The sequence below is a fragment of the Citrobacter freundii complex sp. 2025EL-00176 genome (assembly GCF_053309355.1).
In genome coordinates this window covers 105,738-123,357 of sequence record NZ_JBRYHT010000004.1, presented here as the reverse complement: position 1 = coordinate 123,357, position 17,620 = coordinate 105,738, and the positions used below count along the sequence as shown (strand labels likewise).

The 17,620-nt window shown below is 53.3% G+C and carries 15 protein-coding genes; 4 read left to right on the top strand and 11 right to left on the bottom strand.

The window, feature by feature from the left end:
* Nucleotides 1-9: 9 nt before the first annotated feature.
* From recC to rppH, 9 genes are all read right to left on the bottom strand, one after another.
* The gene (recC, locus tag ACVXHP_RS11240) at nt 10-3,378 is read right to left on the bottom strand and encodes an exodeoxyribonuclease V subunit gamma (protein ID WP_447571474.1); all 3,369 of its coding nucleotides are present in this window, start codon (nt 3,376-3,378) and stop codon (nt 10-12) included.
* A gap of 12 nt (nt 3,379-3,390) precedes the next feature.
* The gene (locus ACVXHP_RS11235; RefSeq protein ID WP_200008944.1) at nt 3,391-3,714 is read right to left on the bottom strand and encodes a prepilin-type N-terminal cleavage/methylation domain-containing protein; all 324 of its coding nucleotides are present in this window, start codon (nt 3,712-3,714) and stop codon (nt 3,391-3,393) included.
* Nucleotides 3,699-4,106 (bottom strand): DUF2509 family protein, encoded by a 408-nt coding sequence (locus ACVXHP_RS11230; RefSeq protein WP_447571473.1) that lies wholly within the window; start codon nt 4,104-4,106, stop codon nt 3,699-3,701. The genes ACVXHP_RS11235 and ACVXHP_RS11230 overlap by 16 nt, the downstream gene beginning before the upstream one ends.
* The gene (locus tag ACVXHP_RS11225; protein ID WP_447571472.1) at nt 4,103-4,666 is read right to left on the bottom strand and encodes a prepilin peptidase-dependent protein; all 564 of its coding nucleotides are present in this window, start codon (nt 4,664-4,666) and stop codon (nt 4,103-4,105) included. Before ACVXHP_RS11225 ends, ACVXHP_RS11230 begins: the two co-directional genes overlap by 4 nt.
* A complete protein-coding gene (locus tag ACVXHP_RS11220) occupies nt 4,657-5,127 on the bottom strand; it encodes a prepilin peptidase-dependent protein (protein WP_447571471.1) in 471 nt (156 codons plus the stop codon). Before ACVXHP_RS11220 ends, ACVXHP_RS11225 begins: the two co-directional genes overlap by 10 nt.
* A 184-nt stretch (nt 5,128-5,311) precedes the next feature.
* Nucleotides 5,312-6,106, bottom strand: a complete 795-nt coding sequence (thyA, locus tag ACVXHP_RS11215) for a thymidylate synthase (protein WP_149281278.1) — start codon at nt 6,104-6,106, stop codon at nt 5,312-5,314.
* 6 nt (nt 6,107-6,112) lie between these two features.
* A complete protein-coding gene (gene lgt, locus ACVXHP_RS11210) occupies nt 6,113-6,988 on the bottom strand; it encodes a prolipoprotein diacylglyceryl transferase (protein WP_016157378.1) in 876 nt (291 codons plus the stop codon).
* Nucleotides 6,989-7,178: 190 nt separating this feature from the next.
* On the bottom strand, nt 7,179-9,425 hold the full coding sequence (gene ptsP, locus ACVXHP_RS11205; RefSeq protein WP_200008948.1) for a phosphoenolpyruvate--protein phosphotransferase: 2,247 nt from the start codon (nt 9,423-9,425) through the stop codon (nt 7,179-7,181).
* 12 nt (nt 9,426-9,437) lie between these two features.
* A complete protein-coding gene (gene rppH / locus ACVXHP_RS11200; protein WP_200008949.1) occupies nt 9,438-9,968 on the bottom strand; it encodes an RNA pyrophosphohydrolase in 531 nt (176 codons plus the stop codon).
* A 684-nt stretch (nt 9,969-10,652) separates the two neighbouring features.
* On the opposite strand from rppH, the gene mutH reads away from it, so the two are divergent.
* From mutH to ACVXHP_RS11180, 4 genes are all read left to right on the top strand, one after another.
* Entirely contained in the window at nt 10,653-11,348 is a 696-nt protein-coding gene (gene mutH / locus ACVXHP_RS11195) for a DNA mismatch repair endonuclease MutH (protein ID WP_447571470.1), read from the top strand.
* Nucleotides 11,349-11,423: 75 nt separating this feature from the next.
* Nucleotides 11,424-12,137 (top strand): TerC family protein, encoded by a 714-nt coding sequence (locus ACVXHP_RS11190; RefSeq protein WP_038633330.1) that lies wholly within the window; start codon nt 11,424-11,426, stop codon nt 12,135-12,137.
* A 145-nt stretch (nt 12,138-12,282) separates the two neighbouring features.
* The gene (gene ygdR, locus ACVXHP_RS11185; protein ID WP_038633333.1) at nt 12,283-12,501 is read left to right on the top strand and encodes a lipoprotein YgdR; all 219 of its coding nucleotides are present in this window, start codon (nt 12,283-12,285) and stop codon (nt 12,499-12,501) included.
* A gap of 106 nt (nt 12,502-12,607) precedes the next feature.
* Nucleotides 12,608-13,648 (top strand): NADP(H)-dependent aldo-keto reductase, encoded by a 1,041-nt coding sequence (locus tag ACVXHP_RS11180; protein WP_042310789.1) that lies wholly within the window; start codon nt 12,608-12,610, stop codon nt 13,646-13,648.
* 84 nt (nt 13,649-13,732) lie between these two features.
* Here the strand turns inward: ACVXHP_RS11180 and lplT are convergent, their stop codons facing one another.
* Together lplT and aas are read right to left on the bottom strand one after the other, a co-directional pair.
* The gene (gene lplT / locus ACVXHP_RS11175) at nt 13,733-14,926 is read right to left on the bottom strand and encodes a lysophospholipid transporter LplT (RefSeq protein ID WP_447571469.1); all 1,194 of its coding nucleotides are present in this window, start codon (nt 14,924-14,926) and stop codon (nt 13,733-13,735) included.
* On the bottom strand, nt 14,919-17,078 hold the full coding sequence (gene aas, locus ACVXHP_RS11170; protein ID WP_447571468.1) for a bifunctional acyl-ACP--phospholipid O-acyltransferase/long-chain-fatty-acid--ACP ligase: 2,160 nt from the start codon (nt 17,076-17,078) through the stop codon (nt 14,919-14,921). The genes lplT and aas overlap by 8 nt, the downstream gene beginning before the upstream one ends.
* Nucleotides 17,079-17,620 lie beyond the last annotated feature (542 nt).

Sequence of the window (17,620 nt, the reverse complement as noted above, 5' to 3'; positions counted from 1 at the left end):
ATACAATCATCATGACTGATTAAAGCGAAAAATCGGTAACAGATAGCGCTGTGACTGTAAAACAATGCGTTCCAGCGTCTCGGCATCCAGTTGACGCCACAGGCGTTGATACCAGATATCATCGCCTTCGCCACGAACCATCATGTTGCCTTCATAAGCCTGTAAAAACTTACTGCGCGCTTTTTGCAGCGTATCGTCGTCATCTAACATGGCATCATTTGCCGCGTCATAACAGGTTTTTATCCATGCGCCGCCGCTTTCCGGTAATACCAGCAATGGCGATGACATGCCTTCCCGATATCCCTCAATGAGTTGCGACAAATACAACAGAGCCTGTTCTGCCGCCAGCGGCGGAAAACGCCATTCTCCGTCTTTACGCAGGAACAACCGACTCTCTCCCGTACCGCCACTGGCACAATAGACAAGATGTTCCAGCCAAAGTTGCACTCCCTGCGCAGTGCTTATCAAAGATGGGCGCCAGCGCAACAAACCGTCCTCTTGCACCTGCGGTAGCCAACCGGTGATTTGCACGCCGTTACAGGTGAGATCAATCTCCATGCTCTGACAAGGCTGACGGCAGGCGATGATGCGTTCAGCCAGCAATTGCATCTCCTGACGCTGCGTATCCCACAGAATTTCACCAAATGACCCATAGGGCAGCACACCTGCCGCACGAAAACGGCGAAACAGTCGTTCAGCATCGTTCTCTTCAACCAGCGTGTTAAGCAATTGCTGATTAAGCTGATAGCGAGTTAATCCTTCCAGAACAAAAGGTTCTGTTTCCGGGATCTCACTTTCTTCAGAGCGAAAGTTTACCTGCAAACGCATCTGGAAAAAGGCCCGTACCGGATGAGCCCAAAATCGCTGTAGCGTTTCCAGCGTTAACGTGGCTGGCATTTCAAAGGGGAGAGGCTGCACAAAATCCGTGTGCGCTTTTCCTGACAGGCTCGCCGCAGGCAACCATTCCCGGGCGTAGCTTTGCTGTTCGCCGGGCTGATAGTTTTGTGCGTCAAAAGGCATGCGGGTATGCAGACGGGTAATGTGCGCTTTTACCCGGGCCTCGCTTTGATCGCAGGTCAACGATTCGTCGCCCGGCAGATAGTGGCTTTGTCCGATGTAATCCATCAGTTCCTGCACCAGTACCGACGGGAAGCGTTCGCTGTTATCCTGAATTGAGCGGCCAATGTAGCTGATGTAGAGCGTTTTCTGCGCCGAAATTAACGCTTCGAGGAACAGATAACGGTCATCATCGCGACGGCTGCGATCGCCCCGCATCGGTTTTTGACTCATCAGATCAAAGCCCAGCGGCGCAAGCTGACGCGGATAAACGCCATCGTTCATGCCCAGCAGACACACAACCTTAAAAGGAATAGAGCGCATCGGCATCAGAGTACAAATGTTAACGGGCCCCGCCAGGAAGCGCTGGCTAATACGTTCCTGATCGAGACGCTGCGCCAGCTCATCACGTAGCAAGGAAAGCGGTACAGCATCGCCATACTCAGCCCCCAGTCCTTCAGTAATAATGGCTTGCCACTGCTGTTCAATCAGCGTCATCGCCGCTTCGGTATCCGCATCCGGCAGGAAGAAATCATTAAGCATGTCCCGACAAACAGGCAGCCACTCTTCCAGCGGGCGCTCCTGCGCCAGTCCACGACGCCAGAGATTAAGCTGCATCAGCAACGAGGCCAGATGACCTACCAGCTCGGCAATCAAACCACTCGACTCATCGTAGGGCAATACCGATTGCCATTCGCCCTGGGCGCTTTCCATCGCATAGCCGAGCAGCATGCGCGTTAAACCGAATTGCCAGGTATGCTGACCCGTTGGCGGAAGTTCCAGCTCGCGCACGTTATCGTCGTCAATTCCCCAGCGAATACCTGATTCATTGACCCACAAACGAAGATAGCGCAGACCTTCTTCGTCAATGTTGAAACGCGCCGCCAGCACGGGAACGTCCAGTAATGCCAGCACATCCTCAGAGACAAAACGGCTATCCGGCAGCGACAGCAGACTAATAAAGGCCTGCAAGACGGGATGAGACTGACGCGCCCGACGGTCGGAAATCGCATAGGGTAAGTAACGGTCGGCTGGCGCGCTGCCAAAAACCGCCTGAATGAATGGGCTGTAGCTGTCGATATCCGCCACCATCACGATAATATCGCGCGGCGTCAGCGTCGGGTCCGCTTCCAGCATAGCCAGCAGTCGGTCATGAAGAATTTCCACTTCACGCTGAGGGCTATGGCAGACATGGAAAGTCACGCTGGTGTCGTTCGCATCAAGCAGTCGTTTGTTATCGCTACGGGAATACTCCTCCAGCGTAACGCCCGCCACGGCCCGGCTTTGTAACTCCAGAATATCCGACTGAATATTATGCAAAAGATTGTCTGGGGTAATATCGACAAAGGCATCCAGCTCCTGGCTGTTTTCCAGTTCTGAAAGCAGATAAATATAATCACGTCCCAACTTACCCCACGAGGCCAACATCGGGTTGCCTACATCCTGTTCACCGTCGCTGTTAAACAAGCCTTCGGCATTTTGAGTATCACGAAACAGCGGCAGGTGACGTTCTTCGAAACTGTGCCGACGCTGACGCGCCAACAACTTTGCCAGCCAGGCGGGATCTTTAATGTCGCCCCAATAGTAGCGACAAGGGTTGGTAAACAGCAGATGAATATCAATGTGCTTACCCAACGCCTGCAATGCCTGCAGATAAACCGGCGGTAGCGCCGAGATTCCGCAAATAAAGACGCGAGAAGGCAGCCCCTGCGGACATTCAGACGCATTTTCCAGGGTGTGAATAAATCGCTGATACAAATTGGCGCGATGCCAGCGCGGTTGACCCAGTTCAGCGGTGTATTCCACCAGCGCTTTCCACAACGGGGCCTGCCATGCCTGAGCCTCGCCGAGTCCTTCAATCTGGCGCCCCGCTTCCCACTGCGTTAACCAGTCAGGGCGATAAACTAAATACTGATCGAAAAGGTCCGCCGCGCGTGAGGAGAGCTGGAACAGCTTACGTTTATCGCTGTCGTCCGTCAGATAGTGTCGCAGCAGTGCGAAGTCATCGTTATCCAGCAACTGCGGCAGCAGCGTCATTAACTTCCAGCTCATGCTCTGTTTGCTGAACGCGCTCTCTTTCGGGATATCCGGCAGCACGCGCACAAACATATCCCAGATAAAACTCGCGGGCAGCGGGAAATCGATGTTGGCGGCGATACCAAATTTCTGTGCCAGGGTCATTTGTAGCCACTGCGCCATACCGGTGCTTTGCACCAGGATCATTTCCGGCTCAAAGGGATCGTCCAACCGCTCGCGCTCAACGATAAACTCCATTAACGCTTCCAGCACATCCAGACGATTGGAGTGGTAGACCCTTAACATAGCGGCTCCTGACTACTGACGGTTCGGGCAATGCAGACGTGTCATTTGACCTTGCCTGCCCAGGGGTGAAGAAATTTTAACGCTGATGCTGACACATCCTGCTCCCGTTGTCTGCATTCGGTTAACCTGCCAGTTCACAGGCGATGAAAACGGATACAGCTGGGTTTGCTGCCAGGCGTGACGCCAGAGTTGCTGATACTGACTTCTGACGATAAAACTGTTCATTAACGCCCGCTGGTATCCCGATAGTGCGGTCACAACCATAATCATCAGCACCATTGCCAGCATCACTTCCGGCAGGCTAAAACCACGTTGTCTGTTCAGGGGATCTGGCATAACGCCATCGCCTTTAACGGACAAAAATCGCTCCAGCCATGCGGCGAAAATTCGATATTGCCATCGATAACCGCTCCCTGACGCCATAGCGATACCTCTTCATAATGAGCGATAAGCAGCACGGAAGTCTCAGTAAGTCGTCGCAGGCAAACTGCGACATCCTGCACGGTATAACGCCGACACTGTACCGTCGGTTGTAAGCCCCAGGACTGCATGCGTCCCCATTCGATGGCGGACTGCACTACCGCCTGCCATTGCAAAGCCCGACTTTCCGTTGTCACACGCGATGCGAAGCTCGCTTCTTGTCGGCTAACACCCTGCAGTAACAGGCTGCTGAGCACCAGCAATAGCAGGACCATCGCCAGGGATGAAACGCCTCGCTCACGATTCACAGGTTGAAACCTGTCACGCTGTAAAAAGCTTCAATGGTTTTTTGTGGTTCGACGTTGCTCACTCCACGCAAACGCAACGTAAGGAGTGGGTGAAATCCGCGAATATTCACGCGTTCAACCTGAAATGCCTCAATCTGAATGGTGGCCGGATCGGTCATTTTGTCCCACCCTTTTCCATTACAGCCGGTTGCTCCCCGCTGGGTCTCCAGTACGTTGTCCTGTAAACGAAATCCGATTGTATCGGACTCTTTCGCGGGAACGCTCTCCCAAACGCCGTTACCGTTGGCATCCCAACGGGCAATGACACAGTTACCCTTAGCCGATATCACCAGCCCCTCTCCGACACAGGTTCCCCGACAATACCCTGCCCGCTGAAGATGTTTTGCCACGGTATAGACCCGCTGCCATATTTCATCCTCCAGCGCTAACTGGCGCGTGTTGCGCAGAATCTCTCGCTGCAGAGCGGGTAAGAATCGCGCAGCGCTAAGCAGTAAAATGCTGCTAATCGCCATAGCAATTAACACCTCCAACAGTGAAAAGCCCCGTTCGTTTACTGGCATAACCTGGCCTCATCGCGTTCGCAAAGTCTGATTCGCCCCCAGCCTGACACCACCACGCGCCATTCCCCTGTCGCATTTTTCAGGCGAATATGCCCAGCCCATGCCGTATTGCGCAGTCCAAAAAATGCCAGTGAAGGCGTTATCTCTGCCATTTCGACATCGTCCCATCGCGGTACAAACACCAGGGGTGAGGTCGGTTTACACCCGTTTTGCGAAGCCGCAGAACTGACAAAACACCAGGATGTGCCATCCCGCATCACGTTGATGACGTGATCGCGGTTACGCCAGTTAGCATCTTCACGTAGTTGCAGCAGGTAATCCCGCACCTGACAGGCGGTCTGCCACAGGCGCTGTTGCTGTTGCCAGTACTGCCAACCATACAACCCGGACGCGCCAAGCGCCGCGACAATCAGCATCGCAATCAGGGTTTCGAGAAGCGTGTAGCCTTGTTGTTTTTTCATGCCGCCAGTATGGCGTGAGGAAAATGAATAACGAGCGCGAAATTCGGTTTCTACGGCGCGCTACGGGAAATATTTGTCGCATTGCAGCGCGTTGCAATATTTCAGGAACCCGCGCCGAAGAATGGAATGGCAGACAAAAAAAACCGACGCGCGAAGGCGTCGGTTGTGACAGCTTGAAGCTCGGTTAGATAGCCACCGGCGCTTTAATACCTGGATGCGGATCGTAGCCTTCAATTTCGAAATCGTCGAAACGATAATCAAAAATAGATTCAGGCTTACGTTTGATAACCAGCTTCGGCAACGCGCGCGGTTCGCGGCTAAGCTGCAGATGCGTTTGATCCATATGATTGCTGTACAGGTGCGTATCGCCGCCGGTCCAGACAAAATCGCCCACTTCAAGGTCGCACTGCTGTGCCATCATGTGTACCAGTAAGGCGTAGCTGGCAATGTTGAACGGCAGACCGAGGAACACATCGCATGAACGTTGATACAGCTGGCAGGAGAGCTTGCCATCCGCCACGTAGAACTGGAAGAAAGCATGGCACGGCGCCAGCGCCATCTTATCCAGTTCACCGACGTTCCATGCCGAAACGATGATGCGGCGGGAATCCGGGTCATTTTTCAGTTGGTTTAGCACCGTGGTGATCTGGTCAATATGGCGGCCGTCCGGCGTTGGCCACGCGCGCCACTGTTTGCCATAAACCGGACCTAAATTACCGTTTTCATCCGCCCATTCATCCCAGATTGAGACATTGTTTTCATGCAGGTAGGCAACGTTAGTGTCACCCTGCAAAAACCACAGCAGCTCATGAATGATCGAGCGTAAATGGCAGCGTTTAGTCGTAACCAGCGGGAACCCTTCCTGCAGATTAAAACGCATCTGATGACCAAAAATGGAAAGCGTTCCGGTTCCGGTGCGGTCGTTTTTCTGTGTGCCTTCATCCAGCACTTTTTGCATCAGTTCTAAATACTGTTTCATGGTTCCTCAGGAAACGTGTTGCTGTGGGCTACGACGATACGCCCAAACCATCATAATAATGCCTGCGACAATCATCGGGATAGAGAGGATCTGTCCCATGCTGATGTACTGCACCCAGGTGCCGGTAAACTGTGCGTCCGGCTGGCGGAAGAATTCGACGATAATACGAAACGCGCCATAACCAATCAGGAACAGACCGGACACCGAGCCCATCGGGCGCGGTTTACGGATGTACAGATTAAGAATGATAAACAGCACAACCCCTTCCAGCGCCATTTCATAAAGCTGAGATGCGTGACGCGGCAGCGAGCCGTAGGTATCAAAAATAGACTGCCACTGCGGGTTGGTTTGCAGCAGTAAAATATCTTCGGTACGGGAGCCAGGGAACAGCATGGTATACTTGAAGTTCGGGTCCACGCGTCCCCACAGTTCACCGTTGATAAAGTTGCCCAGACGCCCTGCTCCCAGACCAAACGGGATCAGCGGAGCGATGAAATCAGAAACCTGGAAGAACGAACGCTTGGTGCGTTTGGCGAAGATAATCATCACCAGAATCACGCCGATAAGCCCGCCGTGGAAGGACATACCGCCATCCCAGACGCGGAAAAGATACAGCGGGTTATCGAGGAACAATGGGAAGTTATAGAACAGTACGTAACCAATACGCCCGCCGAGGAAAACCCCGAGGAAGCCTGCATACAGTAAGTTTTCTACTTCATTTTTAGTCCAGCCACTGCCCGGACGATTAGCACGGCGCGTCGCCAGCCACATCGCGAAAATAAAACCCACCAAATACATCAAGCCGTACCAGTGAAGCGCGACGGGTCCGATTGAGAAAATGACCGGATCGAAATCCGGAAAATGCAGATAGCTACTGGTCATCTGTCACCACAAGTTCTTGTTATTTCGCTGAAGTCAGACAGCAATTGATAAGCGCGCCTGCATAATGCAGGCGCTCCAAAGGTGCGAATGATAGCACAAGGGGATCGCAGCGGATGCCGGGAAGATGTAAAAGATCTGTATAGGGAATCTTTACCCCCGGTAATGCCTGATGACGCTACGCTTATCAGGCCTACAATCCCCCGCGAATCAACCCACCCATACCACGGCGCTCCATAAAGGCCGCCACCTGATGGCGTACTTCTGCCGCCATCTGCGCTTCCAGGCTGCGCTGGGCCAGCGTTTGCGCCTCGCCAAAATCGATATGGCGCAGCAGATATTTCACGCGGGCCACGGATCGACCGTTCATTGACAAATGACGGAAACCCAGGCCGATCAGAATGGCCACGCACATCGGGTCGCCCGCCATTTCACCGCATAAGCGCAAATCGATACCGCTTCTTTCGGCTTCCTGCGCAATCATCGCCAGCGCACGTAGCATCCCAGGATGCAGGCTGTCATAAATGCTGGCCACCCGCGTATTGTTACGATCGACGGCCAGAATGTATTGGGTAAGATCGTTGGTTCCGACCGAGATAAAGTCTATCCGGTTAGCCAGATGCGGCAGCATAAACACCATCGACGGAACTTCCAGCATGATGCCGATGCGCGGTTTCGGGATTGCGTAACCGATCATCTCTTCCACTTCGCGTCCGGCGCGTTCAATCAGACGTCGCGCTTCGTCCACTTCATCAATACTGGTCACCATCGGCAGCAAAATGCTCAGGTTACCGGTTGCCGCGTTCGCACGCAGCATGGCTCGGACCTGGATCAAAAAGATCTCCGGCTGATCGAGAGTAATGCGGATCCCACGCCAGCCAAGGCATGGGTTCTCTTCACTGATCGGCATGTAGGGTAGCTGTTTATCGGCCCCGACATCCAGCGTACGCAGAGTCACCGGCTTGTCGTTAAACATTTGCAGCATCCCTTGATACTGCGCAACCTGTTCTTCTTCCGAAGGAAAGCCGCTTTGCAGCATGAAAGGAATTTCTGTGCGATACAGGCCAATGCCATCGATCCGGCTGCCCAGCTTCTCTTCATGCTCCGGGCTGAGACCCGCATTGAGCATCACCTTCACGCGCTCGCCGCTTTTTAACTGCGCCGGCTGGTTAACGTCATCTTCCGCAAGGCGACTCAGCTCGATCTCTTCACTGATAAGACGCTGGTATTCCTGGATCAATACCGGTTCAGGATCGACCAGGAGTTCGCCTCGATAACCATCCACTACCAGCGTTCGACGGTGTAGCACTGACGGCTGGATATCAGCCCCCATGACGGTAGGAATACCCAGCGCACGCACCATAATTGCCGCATGAGAGTTGGCGGCGCCGTCCCGGACAACCACGCCGACTAACCGGTCCTGTGGAAGTTCCGCTAGCGTCGTCGCGGAAAGCTCATCCGCCACCAGCACAAAACGCTCCGGCCAGGCATTCGGTCCCTGGATCGAGTCGTCAAGATGGAACAGCAGACGCTGGCCCAACGCGCGCAAATCTCCGGCCCGCTCTTTGAGGTAGTTATCACTCAGCGCGGCAAACTGTTCGGCAAATTTTTCGATGATCGTTTTAACGGCCCACTCAGCCACCGAGCCGTTATCCACTTCCGCAAACAGTTCACGGCGCAGACGGGTATCGGAAAGCAGGTGCGAGTAGAGATCAAAGATCGCCGCCGTTTCTTTCTGCGCCCCGGCGGTAAACCGCTTGCTGTAACGGCGGAATTCGTTCGCTGCTTCTTCCAGCGCACCGGTCAGTCGCTCGCGTTCAAGCACGGGATCCAGCGTTGAAGCCTGATAAACCTGCTCCATCAGCGGTAGCGTCGCATCCTGCCAGCCTTCGGCAATGGCTACGCCGGGAGCAGCAGGCAATGCACGGATACGCGTTTGCCGGTATTGACCGAATAGCGCGTTTAGCTGCGACTGGGAAAGTATGGCCGCCATTTGCGTGGCGAGCGTCACCAGGAAAGACTCTTCGCTTTCGTCGTACTGACGTAATTCACGCTGCTGCACCACCAGCACACCTAAGAGCTGACGACGCTGAATAATCGGTACGCCTAAGAACGCACGAAAGCGTTCTTCTTTTACCGAAGGAATGTATTTAAAACTGGGATGTTTTTGCGCATCGGCGAGGTTGATAGGTTCCGCCAGCCTGCCAACCAGGCCAACGATACCTTCATCAAACGCGAGTGCGACGGTGCGACCACGTGGTTTTTTCAGACCTCGTGTCGCCATGAGGTAATAACAACGTCGGTCGTGATCGGCCAGATAGACCGAGCAGACCTCTGTATCCATCGCAAGACAGATGTCGGTAACCAGTATATTGAGCGCCTCATTAAGACGCGGCGCACTGGCCACCTTTTCGACTATTTCGCGCAGGCGGGTGAGCATAATTTGCGTAGCTTAACCTCTTTTACGTCTGTACGCAGGTGCGCTTTGCGGTTTAGGAGTGGTCTCCTGAAGCGCCATGACAACACTTGCGAATTCTTTCATCACCCTGCGATAGACATCGCGTTTAAATGACACCACCTGTCGAACCGGATACCAGTAACTCACCCAGCGCCAGCCGTCGAACTCAGGTGTACTGCTGGTTTGCATATTGATTTCAGCATCGCTGCTGACCAATTGCAGAAGAAACCATTTTTGTTTCTGGCCGATACAAACCGGCTTTGTGTCCCAACGCACCAAACGTTTCGGTAACTTGTAACGCAACCAGTTACGAGTAGAAGCAAGGATCCGTACATCTTTACGGCTGAGACCCACTTCTTCAAAGAGTTCCCGGTACATCGCCTGCTCTGCTGTCTCTCCTGCGTTTATCCCACCTTGGGGAAACTGCCAGGAGTGCTGACCAAATCGCCGGGCCCACATGACCTGCCCTTGGCGGTTACAAATTACTATCCCTACATTCGGGCGGTAGCCATCGTCATCAATCACCGGACTACCTCAACATAAACCTTATATACAAACGATTGTTTCACACTCCTGAGAGGCGGTAAACCACTCTGTTAAGGGTGCGATATTCTAATAACAATTGAATAACTCACAGCGAAGGCCCGAGTTATAAACAGAAGAAGGGCATTCAAGGCGATTTTATTCACCTTTTCTGTGGATATAGTTGTGAAGAAGTACGGAATTACTATGGGAAAACCCAGAACAGTCCGAATAAGACATTCGTCACATATAAAAAATTGTCTTCTTTATTCATTAAGTTAAAAACGATCTCCACCAACGAACACGCATAAATGTGATGTGTATCACGCACACGATCTTCAGGCTGATGAAAGATCGACCAGCGTTGGTTTTATCCACAGATTATGCCAATAAGTTAGGCACAATTTGTGTAAAAATTCGATTTTCGTCGCACGTCAAGGCTGTAAATTGAAACAGTAGTGGGGGTTTTTCACAGTTATCCCATCTTTCTGTGGATAACATGGTGTAAGATCCTGTTCATTGTCAGTGACCAGAATTGGAAAACCTGCATCGCTGTTGCGCAACTGCGCGCGTGTGAATATAAAAACCAATATAAATCATATAATTGAATAAAGCATGTGGAAAAAGATAAACTCTGTCCACACGGTATAAAATCATTGCTCATTTTTTCACCTAAGGGTTAACCCGATGCCAGAACTCCATCCGTTACTTTCTCCACCTGACTCTGAAGCCCAATTGCTGGCTCAGGCGCGGCAGCTTGCGGGCTACACGTTGGGAGAATTGGCGACCATGGCGGGACTCGTCACACCCAAGGATCTCAAGCGTGATAAAGGCTGGATTGGCGTCCTGCTGGAGATTTGGCTGGGCGCCAGCGCGGGCAGCAAGCCGGAGCAGGATTTTGCGGCGCTGGGCGTGGAGCTGAAAACGATTCCTGTGGACAGCCTTGGCAGGCCGCTGGAAACCACCTTCGTGTGCGTGGCGCCGTTAACTGGCAATACTGGCGTCACCTGGGAAACCAGCCATGTGCGGCACAAGCTTAAACGCGTACTGTGGATCCCGGTAGAGGGCGAACGCAGCATTCCCCTGGCTGAACGTCGCGTCGGCTCGCCCTTGCTCTGGAGCCCGAACGCCGAAGAAGACCAGCAATTGCGTCTGGACTGGGAAGAGTTAATGGACATGATTGTGTTAGGCCACGTCGAACGCATCACCGCTCGGCATGGGGAAGTGTTACAGCTGCGTCCCAAAGCCGCCAATGCCCGGGCGCTTACCGAAGCTATTGGCGCCCATGGCGAACCCATCCTGACCCTGCCGCGCGGGTTTTATCTGAAAAAGAACTTCACGCGCGCATTGCTTGAGCGGCATTTCTTATTCCAGCAGCAATAGGCACTGCCCGGACTTTCACCCGCCGCGTTACGGGCCTATAATTACCGCTTCTTTTTTTTGGCAGGACTTTGCTCGATGTTATTTGCATGGATAACCGACCCTAACGCCTGGCTTGCGCTCGGTACGCTGACGCTGCTGGAGATCGTTCTTGGGATCGACAATATTATTTTCCTCTCTCTGGTTGTAGCCAAACTCCCGACAGCGCAACGCAATCATGCCCGACGTATTGGGCTGGCGGCAGCAATGATTATGCGTCTGGCGCTGCTGGCCTCTATCGCCTGGGTCACGCGACTGACAAACCCATTGTTCGAGGTGTTTGGCGAGGCGATATCCGCGCGCGATCTCATCCTTCTGCTCGGCGGGTTGTTCCTGATCTGGAAAGCCAGTAAAGAGATCCACGAATCCATTGAAGGTGAGGAAGAGGGACTGAAAACCCGCGTCTCTTCATTCCTGGGCGCGATTGTGCAGATCATGTTGTTAGACATTATCTTCAGTCTGGATTCCGTGATTACAGCGGTAGGCTTATCTGACCATCTGTTTATCATGATGGCGGCGGTGGTGATTGCCGTGGGCGTGATGATGTTTGCTGCTCGCCCAATTGGTGAGTTTGTCGATCGTCACCCTTCAGTGAAAATGCTGGCGCTCTCTTTCCTGATTCTGGTCGGTTTTACGCTGATTCTGGAAAGTTTCGACGTCCACGTTCCGAAAGGATACATCTATTTCGCTATGTTCTTCTCAATCGCAGTAGAGACTCTGAACCTGTGGCGCAATAAAAAAAATCCGCTCTGATGAAATCTGTCGCTCCCTGCAAAGGGAGCGAATACCTCGCCGTACCTACCTCTTCTCACAGTTTAAGATTTTCCTGCTTTCGTCAGGCATAACTTCGCGTTATTACTAAACTATTGTCAGACGCAGGCCATGAGAGGATAAGCAGATGAAAAAATGGGCAGTTTTAATTTCCGCCGTAGGACTGGCTTTTGTAGTTTCTGGATGCAGCAGCGATTATGTAATGGCGACAAAAGATGGTCGAATGATCCTGACCGACGGAAAACCAGAGATTGACGACGATACCGGTCTGGTGAGCTACCACGATCAGCAAGGCAATGCGATGCAGATCAACCGCGACGATGTGTCTCAAATCATTGAACGCTGATGGTTGAGGTCAGCAGCGCGCTGGCCTTAACAATTTTACTTCCCTTTTTCCCTTCCCTCAGCCATTTTTATAATCCTTATGTTGTGATTATAAAAAGGAAACGGCTATGCAATATCACCGTATACCCCACAGCTCGCTGGAAGTCAGTACACTGGGGCTGGGCACAATGACGTTTGGTGAACAAAACAGCGAAGCCGACGCACATGCACAGCTCGATTATGCCGTGGCGCAAGGCATAAATTTGATCGACGTTGCCGAGATGTATCCGGTACCGCCGCGTCCTGAAACCCAGGGGCTCACCGAAACTTACGTAGGCAACTGGCTCGCCAAACACGGTAGCCGCGAAAAGCTAATCGTGGCGTCGAAGGTCAGTGGGCCGTCACGTAACAACGACAGCGGCATTCGACCGAATCAGGCGCTGGACCGTAAAAACATCCGTGAAGCGCTGCACGACAGCCTGAAAAGACTGCAAACCGATTACCTGGATCTGTATCAGGTTCACTGGCCGCAACGCCCCACCAACTGCTTTGGTAAGTTAGGCTACAGCTGGACGGACTCCGCGCCGGTCGTCTCCTTGCTGGATACGCTGGACGCGCTGGCTGAGTTTCAGCGCGCGGGGAAAATTCGCTACATCGGCGTATCTAATGAAACCGCGTTTGGCGTAATGCGTTATCTGCATCTGGCGGACAAACACGATCTGCCGCGCATCGCCACTATCCAGAATCCCTACAGCCTGCTGAACCGTAGCTATGAGGTTGGACTGGCAGAAGTCAGCCAGTACGAAGGGGTTGAACTACTGGCCTATTCTTGCCTGGGCTTCGGTACGCTCACCGGTAAGTATCTGAATGGCGCGAAACCTGCCGGCGCACGTAATACGTTGTTTAGCCGTTTCACGCGCTACAGCGGTGAGCAAACGCAAAAGGCCGTTGCAGCCTATGTGGATATCGCGAAACGCCATAATCTGGATCCTGCGCAGATGGCGCTGGCATTCGTGCGTCGTCAGCCGTTTGTCGCCAGTACCCTGCTGGGAGCAACGACGATGGAGCAGTTAAAAACCAACGTGGAAAGCCTGCATCTGGAGTTGAGCGAAGAGGTTCTGGCCGAGATTGAAGCGGTGCATCAGGTATATACCTATCCTGCGCCATAACGGTTAGTGCCTGATGGCGCCACGCTTATCAGGCCTACAGACAGCATTCCCTGTAGGCCCGATAAGGCAACAACACATAGCAGACTAATGGCGGCGCTGCCAAATCCATAGCGCCGCAATCGCCAATGCGAACAGCGCGCCAAACCCAATCCCAATGGCTACCGCCGGGATCCCCACCAGCACCGCCAGCGAGTAAATACCCAGCATTAGCAGCATCGCGCTGTTTTCACCCAGGTTTTGCACCGCAATCGCATTACCCGCACCCACGCTTTTCTTGCCCCGCTCCTGCAACAACGCATTCAGCGGCACCACAAAGAAGCCACCTGACACACCGATAAGCATCAGCAACGCGTAGGCCGGAAGCAGTGAATGTTGCAGCGAGAAGATCAGCACCACCACGCCGATCAGGATCCCCGCTGGCATACAGCGTGACACGGTTTCCAGCGTGACCAGCTTCGCCGCCGCACCCGCGCCGACCACAATCCCGATTGCTACCATGGCATTCAGGTAAGTCGGCGTGGCGTTATCGGTGATGCCCAACGCCACCGGAACCCACAGCACCAGCAGAAAACGCAGCGTGACGCCAGCGCCCCAAAAGAGGCTGGTTCCCACCAATGAGAAACGCGTTTCACCGTTGCGCCACAGCGAGGTGGCCGCACAGAAAAAACTGCGGGTCATTTTTCCCAAATGCCAGGACTGGCCAGGGCGAGCCGCGGCAAGCTTCGGGATAAACAGGTTAGCGATTACAGCGCCCGCATAGGCCAGCGCACAGGCAGAAAGTGCGGCAATTACGTGCCAGTCTGCCAGCACGCCGCCCGCCACAGAACCGAGCAGAATCGCGGCAATGGTGGAGGCTTCCATCAGGCCGTTGGCCTTCACCAGTTTGTCGCCAGTGGTCAGTTCACCGAGAATGCCATACTTGGCAGGTGAATACGCCGCCGCGCCGATCCCCACCAGCGTATAGCCGAGAAACGGATTGACGCCGAAACAAATACTCGCCGCGCCCAGCAGCTTCATACCGTTAGCGAACATCATCACCCGGCCTTTGGCAAAGCTGTCCGCCACCTGCCCGACAAACGGTGCAAACAGGATGTAAGCGCCCACAAACACCATTTGCAGGATCGGCTGACTCCAGTCCGGATAAAATTGTTCCTTCAGTAAAGCCAGCGTGGCGAACAGCAGGGCGTTATCGCCAAACGCCGACAGAAACTGCGCGGCGATAACGGACATCATCCCTTTGGACCAGATAGAAGTGTTAGCGTGTACTGACTCACTCATGTTGTTTTTCCGGCTCATCGACCCAGCTTTTCAGCGTAACAAAATCCGGCTTACCGCTGCCGAGTAATGGGAGTTGTTTCAGGTGGCGAATATCACGCGGCACGGCAAGTTCAGGCACGCCGTGGGCTCGCGCATACTGCTGCAGTTTTTCGCGCGTCAGTTCGCTGTCGGTAGTGAACAGCACCAGCGCTTCACCTTTGCTGGCATCGCTTTTGATCGCCGTGGCGTGCATTTTGTCTGCAGATACCGCCAGCGCCAGTTGCTCAACCATTTCCAGCGAGACCATCTCTCCGGCAATTTTAGCAAAACGCTTGGCGCGTCCCTGGATCTGTACAAAGCCGTTTTCATCAAAGCGCACGATGTCTCCGGTGTCATACCAGCCGTGCTCAATCTCACCCTGCGCATTTTCTGCCGTCGGCACTTCCAGCACGCCGGGTTTTTCGACGCGCAAATAGCCGCGCATAATATTAGGGCCTTTAAGCTGTAAACGCCCACCGTCCTCAATGCCAGGAACCGCCAACAGTCGGGCATCCATACCGGGTAAGATGCGCCCTACCGTTCCTGATTTCGCCGCCATCGGCACGTTGATCGACACCACTGGCGCACATTCCGTTACGCCATAGCCTTCAAGGACGCGCAGACCAAATTTCTCCTGCCACAGCTGTTTTGTAGTGTCTTGCAGTTTTTCCGCTCCCGCCACCACATAGCGCAAACGGTGAAAATCATAGGGATGCGCGAAACGCGCGTAGTTGCCAAGAAACGTTGACGTACCAAACAGTACGGTGCAGTTCCGGTCGTAGACCAGCTCCGGCACAATGCGGTAATGCAGTGGGCTGGGATAAAGAAAGACTTCTGCGCCGGTCAGCAGCGGCGTGAATAATCCCACCGTCAGACCAAAGGAGTGGAATAGCGGCAACGCAGACATAAAGCGGTCGTCAGCGGTGAAATCGGCGATGGTTTTAATCTGCTCGACATTCGCCAGAATGCTCTTGTGGCTATGTACCACACCTTTTGGATGACCTTCCGAGCCAGAGGTAAAGAGGATCACCGCAGCCTCTTCCGGCTGCTGTTTCACCTGCGCCAGATGCGGCGCCAGCAGGTGTGAGAAAATCCACAGCTTATCACTAAACGTCACATCGGCTTTCAGGTCTTCCAGGTAAACCCAGCGCACCTGGGTGAGCTGTTCCGGTAAATGCCAAAGTTTGCCTTTATCGAGAAACTGTCGGGAAGTGAAAATAGTTTTGATTTCTGATGCAGTAATGGCGCTGGTTAGCCCTTTGACACCTGCCGTATAGTTCATCATCGCCGGAATACGTCGACGCGCAATAGCGCCAAAAATAACCGCCGCGCTGATCCCCGCGTTTGGCAGCATCAGGCCAATTTTTTCACCCTCGGTGGTATATTTTTCCAGAATACGCGCCACAAACAGCGTCTTAGTCAGCAGGTTACGGTAGCTGTCCGGCGTAAAGTTAACATCTTCAATGCAGTTTTTGCCTGCGCCAAAGCGATATTTCGCCGCCAGCAGCGACTCGTAAAGCGTTTCACGCGGGCGTACCGCCATGCGCGCTTCCATCATAATTTGATGCAGCATTTCACCAGCGATTTTGCGGCGATCGCGAGCACGCGGCGCTTCCGGCATCGGCATGTGGGTCGGCGGCAGGATGTGCAATTGGATACGCGGGAAGAATCGCTGTTTAACCAGACCTTTCAGGCGACTAAAGCGTGACAGCTCCGCGCCTTCGATGCGCACAGGGACCACCGTGGCCCGCGACTTTGCCGCGACAAACCCGGCGCCGTCATAGATTTTCATCAATGATCCGGTGGTCGAAATACGCCCTTCCGGGAAGATAACCACCGGACGCCCCTGCTCGACCAGACGAACCAGATGTTTAATCGACATCGGTTTGGTCGGGTCTAACGGCACGAAATCAATCAGCGGGGTCAGCCAGCGCATATACCATTGCTGGCTTATAGAGGTGTAAACAGCGAAAACGGGGCGGATCGGTAAAAAAAGCGCCAGCAGGATGCCATCGATAAATGAGACATGGTTGGGAGTAATTAGAACGCGTTCTCCCTGTAGCGCGCTGACATCGCCCGTGACGCGAATGCGAAAAAGCACGCGAAACAGATTACGAAAAAAGCCAAATAGCATTTCAACTCCCTGTGCCATTAATTACATAAACATTAATGGTGGGAGAGTATACGAGTTGGGGAGTGGGCGCGACAGGTAACTGGTGAATACAATCCGAAAAAAAACCTGCGCATCCGCGCAGGTCGGTGCAAGAGACAGGTACGAAGTGCGTACCGAATAATCTCACCAATCAATACCTCTGGGATCTTGATTGTGGTCGTCAGCAGCCAGATACGCCAGTGCGAAAACGCAAAGGAATGAACCCAAATGCAACGAGTTGTGTAAATTATCGGTTACTGTTACAGATAGGCCGAAGACAAAAAAAAACCTGCGCATCTGCGCAGGCTGGTGTAAATCTAGTGATCAACCCGAAAGTTGATTTCACCTATCAATACCTCTGGGATCCCAACTCTAGCAATCTGCTCAGTGTCCTCACCAGCGAACAATCGCAACAGCACATCGCAAAGTGTAAGTAAAAATTAGCATTTTCTATTTTCTGTCTTACTTCGCTCGTGCGCGCTCACATTTGCGACGTCCTGACAGGCAACCTGCTTGAACAGCCA

What these genes read in the sequence shown, in the direction of transcription:
- recC (WP_447571474.1), bottom strand. Translation starts at nt 3,378, where the DNA reads ATGTTAAGGGTCTACCACTCCAATCGTCTGGATGTGCTGGAAGCGTTA.
- ACVXHP_RS11235 (WP_200008944.1), bottom strand. Translation starts at nt 3,714, where the DNA reads ATGCCAGATCCCCTGAACAGACAACGTGGTTTTAGCCTGCCGGAAGTG.
- ACVXHP_RS11225 (WP_447571472.1), bottom strand. Translation starts at nt 4,666, where the DNA reads ATGCCAGTAAACGAACGGGGCTTTTCACTGTTGGAGGTGTTAATTGCT.
- ACVXHP_RS11220 (WP_447571471.1), bottom strand. Translation starts at nt 5,127, where the DNA reads ATGAAAAAACAACAAGGCTACACGCTTCTCGAAACCCTGATTGCGATG.
- thyA (WP_149281278.1), bottom strand. Translation starts at nt 6,106, where the DNA reads ATGAAACAGTATTTAGAACTGATGCAAAAAGTGCTGGATGAAGGCACA.
- lgt (WP_016157378.1), bottom strand. Translation starts at nt 6,988, where the DNA reads ATGACCAGTAGCTATCTGCATTTTCCGGATTTCGATCCGGTCATTTTC.
- ptsP (WP_200008948.1), bottom strand. Translation starts at nt 9,425, where the DNA reads ATGCTCACCCGCCTGCGCGAAATAGTCGAAAAGGTGGCCAGTGCGCCG.
- mutH (WP_447571470.1), top strand. Translation starts at nt 10,653, where the DNA reads ATGCCAGAACTCCATCCGTTACTTTCTCCACCTGACTCTGAAGCCCAA.
- ACVXHP_RS11190 (WP_038633330.1), top strand. Translation starts at nt 11,424, where the DNA reads ATGTTATTTGCATGGATAACCGACCCTAACGCCTGGCTTGCGCTCGGT.
- ygdR (WP_038633333.1), top strand. Translation starts at nt 12,283, where the DNA reads ATGAAAAAATGGGCAGTTTTAATTTCCGCCGTAGGACTGGCTTTTGTA.
- ACVXHP_RS11180 (WP_042310789.1), top strand. Translation starts at nt 12,608, where the DNA reads ATGCAATATCACCGTATACCCCACAGCTCGCTGGAAGTCAGTACACTG.
- lplT (WP_447571469.1), bottom strand. Translation starts at nt 14,926, where the DNA reads ATGAGTGAGTCAGTACACGCTAACACTTCTATCTGGTCCAAAGGGATG.
- aas (WP_447571468.1), bottom strand. Translation starts at nt 17,078, where the DNA reads ATGCTATTTGGCTTTTTTCGTAATCTGTTTCGCGTGCTTTTTCGCATT.